We start from the raw sequence: 16,672 nt of genomic DNA, 5'->3' as shown, positions 1-16,672 counted from the left end.
TTATACATTTAAATTGTTATAGATCGTGTTTAATATTCTTGTAAAATCCTCGAAATCTTTTTCCGTCAGTTTCTCCCATGCTTTCATCCGGATTTCTGCAACGATGGGGGATAGGGATGCAACCTTAAGTTTTCCCTCTTCCGTCAAATGAAGATAGAGACTCCGACGGTCTGTTTCATCAATGACACGCTCGGCCAAACCTTTCTTCAGTAGAATATCCACGATACGCGTCAATGTAGGCTGGTCTTTGCCACATCGTCTGGCTAAGTCTTTCTGCGATAGCTGTTCGGTTTCGTAGAGTGCCTTTAAGACAGCCCATTGATCCACTGTAATATCAAATCCCTTTTCCGTAAAAGAAGATTGTGCGAATTGTTTTACCTTCTTGGCGGTTTGATCCAGTATGAAGGAATAACGGTCGAATTTTTCGTTTAGCATACAAATATTTAGTATGACAAATATATTTAAAATATTTAGTGCAACAAGTAATCTGAATGCAATAAAAAAGGCGTTCAAAAACTTGAACGCCTCTCCCTGATATTTTTTAATCTTATTATGGTCTTACTACTTCAGCTTTTTTTGCAGCATTACCTTCAGCTAAATGCTTTCCTTTACGTAAGTCGTATACAGAAGGCGCAGCCAGGATAATGGAAGAATAGGTACCTACAATAACACCGATTAAGATCGCGAATGAGAATCCACGGATAACCTCACCACCAAAGATGAACAACACCGCAAGAACGAAAATAATCGTCAATGAAGTAATGATTGTTCTACTCAATGTTGAGTTGATTGCGTGATTGACAACCTCGCCAAGATCTTCGTTATGCGCATTAGGTTTTGATACGAACTCTCTTAAGCGGTCAAATACAACCACGGTATCATTCACCGAGTATGCGATTACTGTTAAGATGGCCGCCACAAAGTGTTGGTCGATATCCAAAGAGAATGGTACAATACCATCTAATATGGAGAATAAACCCAATAGAATAATGGCATCGTGGATGGTTGCAATTGCTGCACCAACAGAGTATTCCCATTTGCGGAAACGGATTAAGATATATGCCGCTACGATGATAATGGAGAAGATTGCTGAACTAGTCGCTCTTGACTTGATGTCTGATGCGATACTTGGTCCTACTTTTTGTGAAGACAGGATTTCATGCTTATTGGAAGCATCTACTTTAGACAATCCTTGATTCAACTTATCCAATACTTCTTTATCGGCAGCATCGGAAGTTTCTTCGATATGATATGTTGTTGTCACACGAAGTTGGTTGGATGCACCAAATACTTTTACTTCAGTTGTTTTTTGGAAGATATCATCCAAACTGGTACGAACAGCTTCTGGATCAACTGGTTTATCGTAACGAACCGTATAGGTACGTCCTCCTTGGAAATCTACACCTAAACTGAAACCTTTTGTGAAAATTGAAGCTGCGGAAATTAATACTGCTACAACAGAGATTGCATAGAATACTTTACGTTTTTGAACGAATTTGAAGTTTGCATTATGCAAGGTATTTGCAGACCAAGGGAAAGATACTTTAATTTTAATATCTTTTTCCAGCATCCATTCAAAAATAACACGTGTTACAAGTATTGCTGTAAACAATGATGTAATTATACCAACCATCAATGTTGTTGCGAAACCTAAAATTGGACCACTACCGAATAAGAATAAGATGATACCGATTAAGAATGTGGTAATCTGTGAATCTAAGATAGATGGTAAAGCGTGTTTATAACCATCAGCAACTGCCTGACGAATTGATTTTCCTAAGCCCAATTCCTCACGGATACGTTCATAGATCAGTACGTTAGCATCAACGGCGGTACCCATTGTCAATACGATACCAGCGATACCAGGTAATGTCAGTACGGCATTGAGTGAGGCTAATACCCCCATGATAATGAATACGTTCAACAATACAGCAATGTTAGCCACGATACCTGCCGTGTTGTAGTAAGCAATCATGAAGATCATCACCACGATAATACCGATTACTGCTGAATTGATACCTGCATCAATTGCCGCCTGTCCCAATGTAGGACCGACAACTGCTTCTTCAACGATTTTAGCTGTAGTCGGAAGACGACCAGCTTTTAATACGTTTGCTAAATCTTTTGTATCCTCTACAGTAAACGAACCTGAGATCGATGAGCTTCCGTTTGGTATTTCACCATTAACAGATGGTGCGGAATACACTACGTTATCTAATACAATCGCAATGGCATCTCTATTTTGAGCCGCTTTTGCTGTGATTTTCTTCCATGCATGTGCACCTTCGGTATTCATTTGCATACCAACAACAGGTTGGTTTTTCTCATCAAAGTTTGCATTTGCATCAGTGATGACGTCACCTGTCAATACAGCGCCATTATCTGCCCCTACGGCTTTGATTGCATATAAGGAAAGTTGCTCTGGTGTTTTTTGCTCTGGTTTTACAGCCCATAAAAGCTTTAAGTTACCTGGAAGAATTGATTTTACTTCTGGGCGTTGCAAATAAGCATTTACTTTGGCCGTATCTTTCAATGAAGCAATACCAACCATTGCACCAGGCATAAGTGCCATTTGCTGGTTTTCGCCCATATAAACAGCGGGGCGTAAAACTTCAAACAATGGGTTTTTCTGACCTAGATTAAGTGCTGCACTATCTTTCTTAGCTTTCGTGTCCTTCTGTCCACCGGTTAAGTTGGACAATAAATCGTCTGACTTTTTCGTTGTGTCAGCAGCAGTTTTGTTTGTCGCAGTTGTCGCAGCTTTTAAAGTAGTTGCTAACGTTCTGTCAATATTTTCTAATACAGGATAAACTTCTTGATTGGTATAGGTCTCATAGAACTCCAATTTCGCCGAACCTTGAAGTAGATTACGAACACGGCTTTCGTCTTTTACACCCGGGAGCTCAACTAAGATACGGTTTGTACCCTGTTGAATCTGAATGTTTGGCGAAGCAACACCAAATTTATCAATACGTGTACGTAGTACTTTGTAAGAATTTTGAATGGCGTTGTCGGCTTCTTTTTGAAGGAATGATTCAACTTTTGAATCGGAATCACCCGGTTTAATTAAAGAAGCGTTGTCTTTTGTCGAAAAGAATGTTGAAAGTGGGGTAGAAGCTCCAATGGATTTGTACTCTTCCATGAATAAAGCAACGACCGTTTTTTGACTGGTTTTGCTTTTTGCTACCGCTTGTTCCAACGCTTTGTTGAATTTCTCATCTTTTGGATTGTTAGCCAGATTACGGATCAACTCATCCAATGAGATCTCCATGGTGACATTCATACCACCTTTTAAATCCAAGCCTAAAGCCAGTTCATTTGCTTTTGCTTCCCTATAGGTGTATTTCGCAAAACCCAAATTATACACCACCTCACCTGCCATGGAGTCTAGATAGCTCTTCTCTTTTGCCAAATCTCCTTTGGCAAATTTCTCAGCATCCTGCTCCACCTTGCGGGTCACCCAAGTAAATGATAGGGAGTATAGACACGCTAATGACACCACTATCACTAAAAGTTTAATCAGCCCTTTACCTTGCATCGTCTGTTATTAATTGTATTAATTTTAATGTTAAATACTGTTTATGTAATTGATAATTAGTTCTTGTTTAATCACACTTTACCAAGAATGGCAAAGGTATAAAATTTTTGTAGAATGAAAAGCTTTATTTATGCCATTTAGGTCAAAGGCATAAAATTAGAAGAATTGCTGAAAAAAAGAAATTATTTAAGGAATTTATTTTACAAAAAAAAGGCTCTGTTCAAACTTGAACAGAGCCTTTTTTATCTTTTCTTTCTACTATCTTAATGTATATTTAATACCGAAAGTGAAAGTTGAAGCGTCGAAATCATTACCGTGATTTAATCTCCAGTCTGGTTTCCAGTCTGCGTGAAATCCGATAGGAGCAGCAGGGATTTTAAATTCCAAACCCAATTGTGGTCTCAAACCAACAAGCGTCATATCGTCATTTCCAGCGTCAAGAAATGTCAACTGCGCACCAATACCTGCATACCATCCTAGTCCATTTACACCACGGAATGGTCTAGCGTATTGATAGTCAGCTCCTACAGCAACAATGTTATCATCAAACATCACTTGTGCTTGACCATTATTTGTTCCGCCAAAAGATTGCTTGTATTGAACACCCCAAAGATCACCACCTGTTCCGTCAAAAACAACACCGATAGCGGCACGTTGTGGAGATTGAGCTTTCGCTTCTTGTGCTCCAAATGCTAATGCTGCAACAGCAGCTAATGAGAGTAATGTCTTTTTCATAATTATCTTTACTTTATATTTTCATTAATTAAAATTACTTTTCGTGTAACCAAAAGCAAATAGCTTGCCAAAAAAAAAGAGGCAATCCGTTGGAAGGCTTAATTGCGTCAATTCATAATCGTTCTAATTTGTCTTAGGATTGTAATTTGTATATTATATTTTTTAATATTGCTTATTTTTCTTAGATTTGCCTGGCAAATAGAAAACCCAATACATATTTGCCATGCAATTAGATCCACAAAAATTCGTAGCAGAAGGTCTCACTTACGATGACGTCTTATTAATTCCAGCTTATTCTGAAATTTTACCACGTGACGTCGATACGAGTACCTCGCTGACAAAAAAAATCAAATTAAATATTCCATTGGTTTCTGCAGCAATGGATACGGTAACTGGTGCTGATTTAGCAATTGCTATAGCACAAGCGGGCGGTATTGGTATGTTACATAAGAACATGACTATTGCAGAACAAGCCGCTGAGGTGCGCAAAGTAAAGCGTTCTGAGAGTGGTATGATCCAAGATCCCGTAACACTATTAGCGACTGCTAATGTTGGAGATGCCTTTAATATTATGAAGGAACATAAGATCGGGGGGATTCCAGTAGTGAATGAAAAAGGCCAATTGGTGGGTATCGTAACCAATCGTGACCTTCGTTTCCAAAAAGATATGACTCGTCCGATCAGTGAGCTGATGACAAAAGATAATCTTGTCGTTGCTCCCGAAGGGACGGATTTGGTCAAAGCAGAGGAAATCCTTCAGAACGAAAAAATCGAGAAACTTCCAGTTGTCAACAACGAAGGCATCTTGAAGGGGTTGATCACCTTTAAGGATATACAAAAATATAAGCATTATCCCAATGCTGCCAAAGATAGCCACGGCCGTTTGTTAGTAGGTGCTGCAGTAGGTGTTACTCCAGATACCTTGGACAGGGTGGAAGCTTTGGTAAAAGCCGGTGTGGATGTGGTGACCATTGATACTGCACATGGGCATTCTAAAGGTGTAATCGATAAGTTAAAATTGGTAAAATCCAAGTTTCCAGAACTACAGGTGATCGTCGGGAATATCGCGACAGGCGCAGCTGCAACAGCATTGGCTGAAGCTGGTGCTGATGCCGTAAAAGTAGGTATCGGACCTGGCTCGATCTGTACAACCCGTATTATTGCAGGTGTGGGTGTCCCTCAGCTGTATGCGGTGTATGAAGTAGCTAAAGCACTTAAAGGAACAGGAGTACCATTGATCGCCGATGGTGGTATCAAACAAACAGGTGATATCGCAAAGGCTATTGCTGCTGGAGCAAGCACGATTATGGCGGGTTCTTTATTTGCCGGAGTAGAAGAGGCTCCGGGCGAGACAATCATTTACGAAGGTCGTAAATTTAAATCGTACCGTGGTATGGGATCTATCGAAGCGATGGAAAAAGGTTCTAAAGACCGCTATTTCCAGGATGTGGAGGATGATATCAAAAAGTTGGTTCCGGAAGGTATCGTCGGACGCGTTCCTTACAAAGGCACGTTGGCTGAAGTTGTCTATCAGTATATCGGTGGCTTGCGTGCTTCAATGGGCTATTGTGGTGCTGCAACGATCGAGAAGCTACAGCAGGCGCAATTTGTTCGCATTACAGGTGCTGGCTTGAGAGAGTCTCATCCACATAATATCTCTATTACAAAAGAGGCGCCAAACTATAATAGCAGAGGCTAAACAAATGACACGATAAAAATCCGACGATTTTAAATTGTCGGATTTTTTTGTGCAAAAATATTGGCTTGATTGCCTTAGTGATCGATAGGAAATTTGTACTTTTATACCCTATTCTCAGGTTTTAAAATTTAAGGAGTTAATTTGGATTATTTAGCGGGTTTAAACCCTTCACAACGAGGAGCCGTAGAGCAAACAGAAGGCCCTGTCATGATTGTTGCAGGAGCTGGTTCAGGAAAAACACGGGTAATTACGTACCGTGTAGCACACTTGATTCAAAAAGGCGTTGATCCATTCAATATTTTGGTATTGACATTTACGAATAAAGCGGCCAAAGAGATGCGCGCGCGTATTGTATCTGTCGTAGGAAGCGAAGCGAAAAATATTTGGATGGGAACATTCCACTCCGTATTCGCAAAAATACTTCGGGTAGAAGCTGAACTGATCGGATACCCCCGAAATTTTACCATCTACGATACGGACGATACCAAAAGCTTGCTGCGTGCCATTCTCAAGGAGATGAACCTGGATGACAAATTATACAATGTCAATCATGTCTATGGCCGCATATCACAAGCCAAGAATAATTTGATCTCTCCACAGGAATACAATAAAAATGAGGCCATATTGGCCGAAGATATTTCGAATGGGCGCGGGCAATTGGGGCAGATTTACATGACCTATGCACAGCGCTGTTATCGCGCGGGTGCCATGGATTTTGATGATCTCCTGTTCAAAACAAATGTTTTATTGAATAAACACCCGGAGGTATTGCATAAATACCAGCATCAATTTCGTTACCTGATGGTTGATGAGTATCAGGATACCAACTTCTCGCAGTACCTAATCGTCAAAAGACTGGCCGCCGTCAATGAAAATATATGTGTCGTTGGTGATGATGCGCAGTCAATATATGCCTTCCGGGGGGCCAATATTCAGAATATCCTGAACTTCCAGAAAGATTATCCAGATGTCAAGATCTTTAAATTGGAGCAGAATTACAGATCCACCAAAATGATTGTCAATGCGGCAAATTCGGTGATCGCCAATAATCAGAACCAGCTGGAAAAGAATGTTTTTTCGGATAATGAAGAAGGTGAAAAAATTAAGGTTTCACGTGCTTTTTCCGATAATGAAGAGGGGAAAATCGTTGCAGATCAGATTATTGAAGAGAAATCTCTGAAAGGACTCAATTACAAAGATTTTGCTATTCTTTATCGGACCAATGCGCAATCACGGGCGATGGAAGAAGCCCTGCGCAAGATCAATATACCCTATAAGATCTATGGTGGTACCTCTTTCTACCAACGGAAGGAAATTAAAGACCTGATCGCGTATTTCCGTCTTACCTTCAATCCCAATGATGAGGAAGCATTGAAACGCGTTATTAACTACCCACGTCGGGGAATCGGAGATACAACGATTGAAAAGATCATGATTGCTGCCGATCAGAACCAATATCGCATTTGGGATGTGGTGGCCAATGCGGCACATTTCCTGGACGGTCGCAGTGCGACTTCCGTGGGAGGTTTCGCACAGATGGTACAAAGTTTTCAGGCCCTGGCTAAAAATAGCAATGCGTTTGACACGGCGATGCATATTGCGCAGCACTGTGGTATATTGAAAGAACTTTATGAAGATAAGTCGGTAGAGGGACTGGCACGTTATGAAAACATTCAGGAGCTACTCAATGGTATCAAAGAGTTTTCGGAACGGGAAGATATTGAAGACCGTGGCCTTGACATATACATGCAGGATATCGCTTTATTGACCAATGATGACAACGATAAAGATCCGAATGCAGACACCGTTTCTTTGATGACCATACACTCTTCTAAAGGACTTGAATTTCCGGTTGTTTTTATTGTAGGCTTGGAAGAAAATCTGTTTCCATCTCAGTTGTCATTGAATTCCAGGACAGAATTGGAGGAAGAACGAAGACTTTTTTACGTTGCTGTTACCAGAGCTGAAAAAAAATTACTACTTTCGTATGCTACTTCGCGATATCGTTGGGGGACGTTGAATAACTGCGAACCCAGTCGTTTCTTGGATGAACTGAATCCTGCTTGTCTTGCATTGGATTTTAAACCCCGACAAACTTCCGCTTCAGCCGGAAGTTTTCAAGGCGAACGAGTCGCGTGGCAACAAAAGGACAGTGATGATGTGTTTTCGAAACCTAAGCCTAAGCCAATGGTTAAAACAACGTCTATACTGCCCAAAGCCCACAAACCTACTGCGGGTTTTGCTCCTTCTGATACATCAAATCTTCAGGTCGGCATGGAAGTTGAACATGAACGCTTCGGATTTGGTAAAGTTGTCAACCTAGAAGGAAATAAAGGAGATATAAAAGCAACTATTTTCTTTAAGGAGTTGGGACAGAAACAATTGTTGCTTAAATTTGCAAAACTTAGAATAATTCAATAATAAAATACCAAAACGAGATCTTAACCGTTTAATAGGTACTTATATTAGCTATATGAACTTTGACTACAACAGCACCAGGCCAAAATTGATCCTTGCAGAATATGGCCGCAACGTGCAAAATATGGTAGATTACATTTGTACTTTACCCACAAAGGAAGAAAGAAATAAACATGCCCAAATCGTGATCGACATGATGGGGGTGTTGAATCCACACTTAAGAGACGTTTCAGATTTTAAGCATAAACTTTGGGATCACCTCCAGATTATCTCGGATTTTAAGCTTGATATTGACTCACCATATCCAATCGCTACCGCAAAAAGTGTGAAGCATGAAGTGGAACACTTGGGCTATCCGCAACATTCCATCAAATTCAAACACTATGGATTTACGGTGGAAAAAATGATTGATAAGGCCTTAAAAGTGACCGATGAGCCTAAACGCGAGCAGATGGTGATTGGTATCGCCAATTTTATGAAAATGGCCTATGTTACCTGGAACAAAGATTCCGTATCTGATGAATTGATAATCCAGGATTTGAAGGAATTGTCCGGCTACCAATTGACTTTACCCGAAGGTACGGTATTGACTAAACTTGATTTTAAAACTCCGCCTCCTGGAAACCGTGTTAAAGGTCCTACAACAGGCAATTCAAGCGGAAACAATAATAATAGCAGCAGCAACAATAATAACTCTTCAGGTTATCAGTCGAAAGGCAGCGGTGGTAGTGGCAAGCCTCGTATGTCAAACAACAATAACAACATGAAGCGGAACAATTTTGGTGGCAGCAATAACAATAACAACAACAATAGAAACAGAAAACCTCAGAATAATTACAATAATAATAAAAGAGGCTAGTTCTTTAAGTTTTTAATTTATAAGAAGCGGGCAATTGCGAAGTGATTCATATATTTCTTTACAATTGCCTTCTTTATTTATGGAATGGATTTGTTTATCAGTTCCGGTCAATAGGATCTGACTGAACGGAATCTGTGCATTGGAAAATTCCATAAACTTTTTTCAATACAATTTTGTTGATTTTAAGAAGTCCGGATTTTCATTTAGTGACATCAGGAAACTAAATTATACCTCGGGTTTTGTTGTAATAAGAAGATATCAGTTATATAAATGAATGCATTTGAAATAATCGGTGGAAAACCGTTAAAGGGAGAGATTATTCCACAAGGAGCAAAAAATGAAGCTTTACAGATTCTGTCAGCAGTTTTACTGACTGAAGAACCCATGACCATCAGTAATATTCCGGATATTAAAGATGTCAATAAGTTAATTGATCTGTTGGCTGCATTGGGCGTTAAAATTGATCGTATAGATAAAGATACTTACGTTTTTGAAGCCAAAGACATTAATATAGATTATTTCCAATCGCCTGAGTTTAAGGAAAAGGGCGGAGGCTTACGTGGTTCGATCATGATTGTAGGGCCATTATTGGCTCGCTTTGGCAAAGCTGCCATTCCAAAACCGGGAGGTGATAAAATCGGGCGTAGACGTCTCGATACACACTTTCTGGGTTTTGAAAAACTAGGTGCCAAATTTGTCTACGACGCATCCACACACTTCTTTAATGTAGATGCTACCGAACTGAAAGGTAATTATATTTTATTGGATGAAGCGTCCGTAACCGGTACGGCAAATATTGTTATGGCTGCGGTATTGGCCAAAGGAACGACAACTATTTATAATGCGGCCTGTGAACCTTATCTGCAACAACTCTGTAAAATGTTGAATCGTATGGGGGCTAAGATATCGGGCATCGGATCTAATTTGCTGACCATAGAAGGGGTGCAACGTCTTGGCGGAACATCGCATCGTATGTTACCTGATATGATTGAGATCGGTTCTTTTATAGGTTTGGCGGCAATGACCGGTTCAGAAATTACTATTAAAGATGTCTGTTTTCAGGAATTGGGTGTAATACCTTCGGTATTTTCCCGTTTGGGTATTCAATTTGAATTGAGAGGAGACGATATCTTTATTCCGGCACAGGATTCTTACGAAATTGATACTTTTATAGATGGTTCCATTCTGACCATCTCGGATGCACCATGGCCCGGATTTACACCGGATCTTTTGAGTATTATTCTTGTGGTCGCTACACAGGCGAAAGGGAATGTATTGATTCACCAAAAGATGTTTGAAAGCAGATTGTTCTTTGTCGATAAATTAATAGATATGGGTGCACAGATCATTTTGTGTGATCCGCACCGCGCGACCGTAATCGGAATGAATAAATCCCATTCTTTGAGAGGTATCGAAATGACATCTCCTGATATTCGTGCAGGAGTATCCTTATTGATCGCGGCTTTATCTGCAAAAGGAAAGTCCGTGATCCACAATATCGAACAGATCGAACGTGGATATCAAGATATCGAGGAACGCTTACGCAAACTAGGTGCAGATATCAAACGTGTGGACGTCGAACCAAAAGGTCACTAGTCAAGTATTTGCATAGTACGCAAAAAAGATTATTGCGGAAAACTAAAAAAGCCCCGGAAAACTCGTTTCCGGGGCTTTTTTTATCCGGCTATCTGGATTATACCAAAGGAGCTGGTGCTTCTTCTTCAAATAAAGGGAATTCCTTGATAATGTTGTACCAAGTGATCACCTTCTTGATATCTGATGTGTATACACGAGATTCATCATGGCCTGGAGCAACTTCACGGAAGAAATCCCGCAATGTAGCGCCGTCTGATTTCGTGTCAGGTAATGTCAAACCTTTTTCTTTAATGGTTTCGAAGATATCCAAAAGACGGATTTCCTCTTCGTCACCATAAATGGTAATATCTTCCAATGTTGCCATTTTTGTCGAAGACAAACTTACCACAGTTTTAATTTTTGCTTGATCAAGGGTTTCTAAAATAAAACCGCCTTTGTTTTGTCCAACCAATTTGAACAATCCTGGTTTACCAGTTACAGATACTAATGCTCTTAAATTCATCTTAATTTTTTTTAAATCTCCAAGAATTAATCTTCGATTACTTCAATTGATAAAATACGGTCTCCTTGTCTGATATCGTCTACCACATCAACATTCTCGATTACTTTTCCGAAGCAGGTATGGTTACGGTCTAAGTGAGCTGTATTATTGCGGCTGTGGCAAACGAAAAATTGAGAACCCCCTGTATTGCGACCAGCGTGAGCCATTGACAATACACCTCTGTCATGGTATTGATTTTCACCAGTTAATTCACAATCGATTTTATAACCGGGGCCACCTGTTCCGGGGATACCTGCAGCACCTTCACGTGAATTTGGGCAACCACCTTGAATAACAAAATCAGGAATAACACGGTGGAAAGCCAATCCGTCGTAATAACCTGATTTAGCAAGTTTAATAAAATTTGCTACTGTATTTGGAGCATCGGCTGTGTAGAATTGCACAGTCATGTCGCCTTTTTCTGTTTTAATAATCGCTTTACTCATGTTCAAAAATTTTTATGAAATACAAAGATAATGTTTCAGAGTGAAATGCGAAGTAAATCCCAATCTCCATTTTTTTTTAATCACGTTATTTGTAGGAATTTGATCTCAAAAATAATGCGAAATATTTTATATATTTATGTTAGCTAGCCGGTTATAGTTTAAACAATGTCAAATCTGCATAAATTAGTTATCAGGGAATGGTCCGAGGCCGACCGTCCCCGCGAGAAATTATTGAACCAGGGACGAAGGGCCCTTTCCGATGCGGAGCTGTTGGCTATTCTGATCGGATCTGGTTCAATGGACGAAAGTGCCGTAGGACTTTGCCGACGTATTTTAGCGGATGCCAACAATAGCCTGGATACACTTTCCAAGATGGAAGTCAATGAATTGAGTCGATATAAAGGTATTGGTGAGGCCAAGGCCATATCGATTATTGCAGCCTTGGAGCTGGCGCGGCGCAAGAAAGAATCTCCGGCAGAAGAAAAGAAGATTTTAAATAGCAGCAAGCGTGTGTATGATTTTATGAAACCAATCCTACAGGATTTACCCCATGAGGAATTTTGGACACTTTATCTGAACACGGGATGCAAATTGTTGGATCAACAGCTTATTGGCCGCGGTGGAAATGATTTTACACCAGTCGATGTCCGAATTATTCTGAGACATGCCCTTGCAATAAAAGCGCATTCTATTGTACTGATTCACAACCATCCTTCAGGGACTTTGCAGCCGAGTAATGCTGACAGAATTCTGACGCAAAAAATTGTCGAAGCATCAAAAATTATGGATATTAGGGTGAACGATCACCTGATCTTTACGGACAATGGATATTATAGCTTCAGAGATGAAGATATAATCGATTAGCTATAGCAAATCTGATATGAGCAAAAATAGTATTGAGCGATTCACCGACAGGGTTGTGGATTATGAAAAATTCAGACCCAATTATCCCAAAGAAATTATTCAGATTCTTCAGGAAAAGATAGGTCTGAATAAAAGCTGGCTGGTAGCGGATATCGGCAGCGGTACCGGCTTATCCACTCAGTTATTTTTAGAAAATGGAAATGATGTCTTTGCTCTGGAGCCCAACAGGGAGATGCGTGAATCTTTGGTGCACCATTTTAAAACATACCGGAACTTAATTGCATTGAACGCCACGGCTGAAGATACCGCTATCGAGTCCGGTTGTGTAGATTTAATTTTCGCCGGGCAATCTTTTCATTGGTTCGATCGGACCGCCTGTTTTAACGAATTTAATCGCATTCTTACAAAAAACGGTCATATTGTGCTGGCCTGGAATCAACGTGATCCGGAAGATGCTTTCCAAAGGGAATATGAACAATTTTTACACAATCATATTCCCAGCTATCAATCTGTCAGTCATAAAAATATAACCGATGAGGACCTTCGTAGTTTTTTTGCCGATAGACCAATGACGAAGGTATCCTTGCCTAACCAACAAGTATTTGACTTGAAATCCTTTTTGGGAAGGGTAAGATCATCCTCTTATTTTCCTAAAGAGGGGACTGAGAGTAAAAATTTATACGATGACCTTCGCTCGTTGTTTGAAAAATATGCGATCTCCCAACGTATCGTGTTTCGGTATATTACAGAGATTTATATCAGTTAAGATTAAGCGACCGGAATCTGTAGGGCTTCTTTTGTTGTATTTTTTCTTTTCCAGTTGAAAATGCGTCTGGCAGGGGAAGAATGATAAGGAAACACCAAAATGAGGAATACGAGGATCAATCCCACAATAAACAATCCGTTATAACTGTCCCGAATGGCAAGCAAAGAGGCTTGTACTTGTACCGATTTGCCGATATTGGCTGATTGTAAAACCAGGCTATTCGTGTTATCTATGATGTTAGCCAAATTGCCTGTTTTAATGACCTGTTGACGATAATACCAATTGGCAATAGTATTGCTCCACACAACGGGTACCAAGAAGGAACGGGTCAGGATCAGAAAAACCAATCCAGATAAGTAATATTTATTTGGAATATTACCCGCCATATATACGCCTATGCCAATGTACGATGTAATCACAGCGATCCCTCTTAAAATCATAGGAAGGTAAAATAGGGTGGTATGTACCTGTAGACCGGCAATCTGTGCAAAGAAAAAAGAAGATAATGCATAGCAGATAGCGGAAAAAGCCAAGATGAATTTACATTTTTTGGTAAACTTAAAGTATGCATACGAAATCAGCGCACCGATAAGGTATCCGGGAATGACGTAAGTGTTTACCTTTGCGATCTCCAATGGGTTTGTACCAAGTGTAATTCCCAATAGTGAGCTATATAAGGATGTGGAACTGTAAAAAATTCCGAATAGAAAGATCGTTCCGACGGATATGGGCAAAGTCCGCGTTGAAAAGGCATCAAAATTCATCAGCGATTTTCGGATGATAACACTTCTATTTATAAAGAGAGCAAGGAATAAAATTGCCGCAGCTCCTGTCAGTATAATCAATTTGGAGTGAAACCAGTTTTGTGTTAATCCATAAGTACTAAAATACGCCATATTCAGCAGGGAAATGCAAAACAATATGCTCCCAAACCAGTCATACTGGTAAAGAGGTACTTTTTTGAAACTAGACGATTTCATAAAAATAATGCATAGCAATAAACCGATAGCCAATAATATATTCTGGAATAGAAATACAGTTTCCCAGTAGAATGTTGTTGCGAAAATAGTGGCTATATAATTTGCTATTGCCGGGAAGATCATTGTCATCGGGTAATAAACTGCATAAAGCTGGTAACGTTCTCCACGTGGCATCAGAAAAGGAATCATTTCCCCGATAATGGCCATGGTGACGATAATTTTGGCACTTCCAATAAAAAACGTAGCCATACAGATATTGATGCCATTGTTGGCATGTTCCAAAATCGCATTTGAAAAAAGAATAACAATGGTGGAAACAATCAGTATCGTTTTTTTGGGAAGAAGCTTAATCAACCGAAACACTAATGGAATTGCACAGACCATACCGGCATAATAGCAATATGTTGCCATATTGAGATCTGCACTTATGCCGGCGTAACCGTTCATGACATACGTATTGACCGACGATGGGATTCCGTTATTGAAGGAAAATATAATGTTGAGCAAGAACAAAAAGAATAGTTCCCATGTTGGGCTCAGCCAATCTCTGAAAATACGATCTTTCATGATTACTTTATACGTATAATAGCATTCATGCCCACGCGGAGAAGATCCATATCCCGTCTGGAGTTGGATGCCGTGAAATTGATACGGACGGGTATCCGTTGCTGTACTTTTACAAAGTTTCCCGTAGCGTTGTCGACAGGAACAGCCGAATACTTGGATCCAGTTGCCTCAGATATTGCGACTACTTTACCTTCAAAGGTTTTTCCCGGCAACGCATCAATTTCTATGTTGACTTTTTTATCCATTGTAATGTTTTTCATTTGGCTTTCGGTGTAGTTTGCCGTTACCCATTTCTGTTCATCACGGACGATGTTGACTAGTGGTGTGCCATTTTGCACCAACTGTCCCTCTTCGATATTCCGTCTGCCCAATACCCCATCATAAGGAGCAGTTATTACGGTATAGGATAAATTCAGTTTGGCTAAGTCTATCGCAGATTCGGCCTTAAGCAATGAAGCATTGTTGACGGATACTTTTTGTACGGATTCATGGCTGTTGAGTTTGGACGTTTGTTGCTGTGCAAGCAATGCTTTGTATTTGGCCGACATGGCTTCATACTCCGATTTTACCTGGTCAAATTGGTAACGGGTCACTGCCTCGTCTTTTACCAGACTCGCGTACCTGTTGTAATTGGCTTCCATATTGTCCAGCCTGGCCTTCATTTCCTCAATATTGGCATTGGCGATGGCCGTACCAGTATTGGCAATGGCGATTCCCGATTGTGCTATGGTCTTGTTGGCTTTTGCATCCGCTAAGCTGGCTTCGGCATTCTGTAGTAAGATGCGATATTCTGAATCGTCTATAATCACAAGTGTGTCGCCTTTATGTACTTTTTGGTGTTCATCAAAACGTATATCCTTAATATAGCCGCTGATTCTTGAATTGATCGGTGTAATATGGGCATCTACTTGTGCGTCATCCGTATAAACAGATTCATTGATGTGAAAGAAAACCATAATCCCCCATACAATCGTTACGACAATAACTAACGCTGATACACTATTGATCGCCCATATTCTTCTTCTTCGTTTAACTTCTTTCTCACTTAATGTTGAACTATTCATGGCTCGTTTTTACTATTCGTCCTGTACGGAAAAGTATTACTTTTCGTACATCATATTTATTTTTTACTGTTTATCAATGATCAGATTCAATTTTTCCAAAAGCTCAGTGATCTCCGATACTTTTTGCGGCGTGATTTCCTTTAGGATCACCTGATAAAGATCTTGTTGTACAGGATTCAATAATTCCCTGTACGCATCGCCTTTTGAGGTGAGTTCAATTAAGTTGTTCCTACGGTCATTAGGATCACTCACACGCTTTACAAGGTCACGTTTGCAAAGATTGTCTATCAGCGGAGTGACACTCGCTTTGTTTTTCTGTATCGCAACAGCGATATCCTGTTGATTCATGCGTTCCTTTTTCCAAAGGGTCGCCAATACCTGCAACATCTCATAGGTGATATCCAATTGTTGCTCCTTGATTTTCTGGATATAATATTGTTTTAAGCTCGTTCTTAACGAGATGATAGCATCCACTAGGGGTTTTACCGGATTGGGCGATTCATTTTTCATGAAACAAAGTTAAATATAAAACAGTTAAATATCAAACTAATATACGCTGATCGTTAAAAATATGTTAAAGATATGACGGGAATAGGTGT

At 40.0% G+C, this 16,672-nt stretch carries 14 protein-coding genes; 6 read left to right on the top strand and 8 right to left on the bottom strand.

Going from position 1 to position 16,672, the window contains the following annotated elements:
- The 3 genes from DCO56_RS27710 to DCO56_RS27700 form a co-directional block, all read right to left on the bottom strand.
- Complete coding sequence (locus tag DCO56_RS27710) at window positions 1–435, bottom strand: MarR family winged helix-turn-helix transcriptional regulator (protein WP_108636927.1); 435 nt, start codon at window positions 433–435, stop codon at window positions 1–3.
- Between the two features lie 115 nt (window positions 436–550).
- Window positions 551–3,538: a protein translocase subunit SecDF gene (gene secDF, locus DCO56_RS27705; protein ID WP_108636926.1), complete on the bottom strand. Its 2,988-nt coding sequence runs from the start codon at window positions 3,536–3,538 to the stop codon at window positions 551–553.
- Window positions 3,539–3,796: 258 nt separating this feature from the next.
- On the bottom strand, window positions 3,797–4,273 hold the full coding sequence (locus DCO56_RS27700; protein WP_108636925.1) for a hypothetical protein: 477 nt from the start codon (window positions 4,271–4,273) through the stop codon (window positions 3,797–3,799).
- Between the two features lie 223 nt (window positions 4,274–4,496).
- On the opposite strand from DCO56_RS27700, the gene guaB reads away from it, so the two are divergent.
- From guaB to murA, 4 genes are all read left to right on the top strand, one after another.
- A complete protein-coding gene (gene guaB, locus DCO56_RS27695; RefSeq protein ID WP_108636924.1) occupies window positions 4,497–5,972 on the top strand; it encodes an IMP dehydrogenase in 1,476 nt (491 codons plus the stop codon).
- A 141-nt stretch (window positions 5,973–6,113) separates the two neighbouring features.
- On the top strand, window positions 6,114–8,393 hold the full coding sequence (locus DCO56_RS27690; protein WP_108636923.1) for an ATP-dependent helicase: 2,280 nt from the start codon (window positions 6,114–6,116) through the stop codon (window positions 8,391–8,393).
- 52 nt (window positions 8,394–8,445) lie between these two features.
- On the top strand, window positions 8,446–9,249 hold the full coding sequence (locus DCO56_RS27685) for a DUF4290 domain-containing protein (RefSeq protein WP_108636922.1): 804 nt from the start codon (window positions 8,446–8,448) through the stop codon (window positions 9,247–9,249).
- Window positions 9,250–9,519: 270 nt separating this feature from the next.
- Complete coding sequence (gene murA, locus DCO56_RS27680) at window positions 9,520–10,845, top strand: UDP-N-acetylglucosamine 1-carboxyvinyltransferase (RefSeq protein WP_108636921.1); 1,326 nt, start codon at window positions 9,520–9,522, stop codon at window positions 10,843–10,845.
- Between the two features lie 97 nt (window positions 10,846–10,942).
- On the opposite strand, the gene DCO56_RS27675 is transcribed toward murA, so the two are convergent.
- Both DCO56_RS27675 and DCO56_RS27670 read right to left on the bottom strand, forming a co-directional pair.
- Entirely contained in the window at window positions 10,943–11,347 is a 405-nt protein-coding gene (locus DCO56_RS27675) for a DUF5606 family protein (protein WP_104385787.1), read from the bottom strand.
- A 26-nt stretch (window positions 11,348–11,373) separates the two neighbouring features.
- Window positions 11,374–11,832, bottom strand: a complete 459-nt coding sequence (locus DCO56_RS27670) for a peptidylprolyl isomerase (protein WP_108636920.1) — start codon at window positions 11,830–11,832, stop codon at window positions 11,374–11,376.
- Window positions 11,833–11,997: 165 nt separating this feature from the next.
- Here DCO56_RS27670 and radC point away from each other — a divergent pair, with 165 nt between their 5' ends.
- Both radC and DCO56_RS27660 read left to right on the top strand, forming a co-directional pair.
- Window positions 11,998–12,696, top strand: a complete 699-nt coding sequence (gene radC / locus DCO56_RS27665) for a RadC family protein (protein ID WP_181390698.1) — start codon at window positions 11,998–12,000, stop codon at window positions 12,694–12,696.
- A 16-nt stretch (window positions 12,697–12,712) separates the two neighbouring features.
- On the top strand, window positions 12,713–13,462 hold the full coding sequence (locus DCO56_RS27660) for a class I SAM-dependent methyltransferase (RefSeq protein WP_108636919.1): 750 nt from the start codon (window positions 12,713–12,715) through the stop codon (window positions 13,460–13,462).
- Window positions 13,463–13,464: 2 nt separating this feature from the next.
- Here the strand turns inward: DCO56_RS27660 and DCO56_RS27655 are convergent, their stop codons facing one another.
- The 3 genes from DCO56_RS27655 to DCO56_RS27645 all read right to left on the bottom strand — a co-directional run bounded on the left by DCO56_RS27655 (window position 13,465) and on the right by DCO56_RS27645 (window position 16,583).
- The gene (locus DCO56_RS27655; protein ID WP_108636918.1) at window positions 13,465–15,009 is read right to left on the bottom strand and encodes an MFS transporter; all 1,545 of its coding nucleotides are present in this window, start codon (window positions 15,007–15,009) and stop codon (window positions 13,465–13,467) included.
- Between the two features lie 2 nt (window positions 15,010–15,011).
- Window positions 15,012–16,073 carry an HlyD family secretion protein gene (locus DCO56_RS27650; RefSeq protein ID WP_108636917.1) on the bottom strand — a complete coding sequence of 354 codons (1,062 nt, stop codon included), beginning with the start codon at window positions 16,071–16,073 and terminating at the stop codon, window positions 15,012–15,014.
- Window positions 16,074–16,136: 63 nt separating this feature from the next.
- The gene (locus DCO56_RS27645) at window positions 16,137–16,583 is read right to left on the bottom strand and encodes a MarR family winged helix-turn-helix transcriptional regulator (protein ID WP_108636916.1); all 447 of its coding nucleotides are present in this window, start codon (window positions 16,581–16,583) and stop codon (window positions 16,137–16,139) included.
- Window positions 16,584–16,672 lie beyond the last annotated feature (89 nt).

Source organism: Sphingobacterium athyrii (assembly GCF_003071065.1).
GTDB lineage: Bacteria > Bacteroidota > Bacteroidia > Sphingobacteriales > Sphingobacteriaceae > Sphingobacterium > Sphingobacterium athyrii.
The sequence above is the reverse complement of the archived record's forward strand: the minus strand, read 5'-3'. Positions and strand labels throughout refer to the sequence as shown.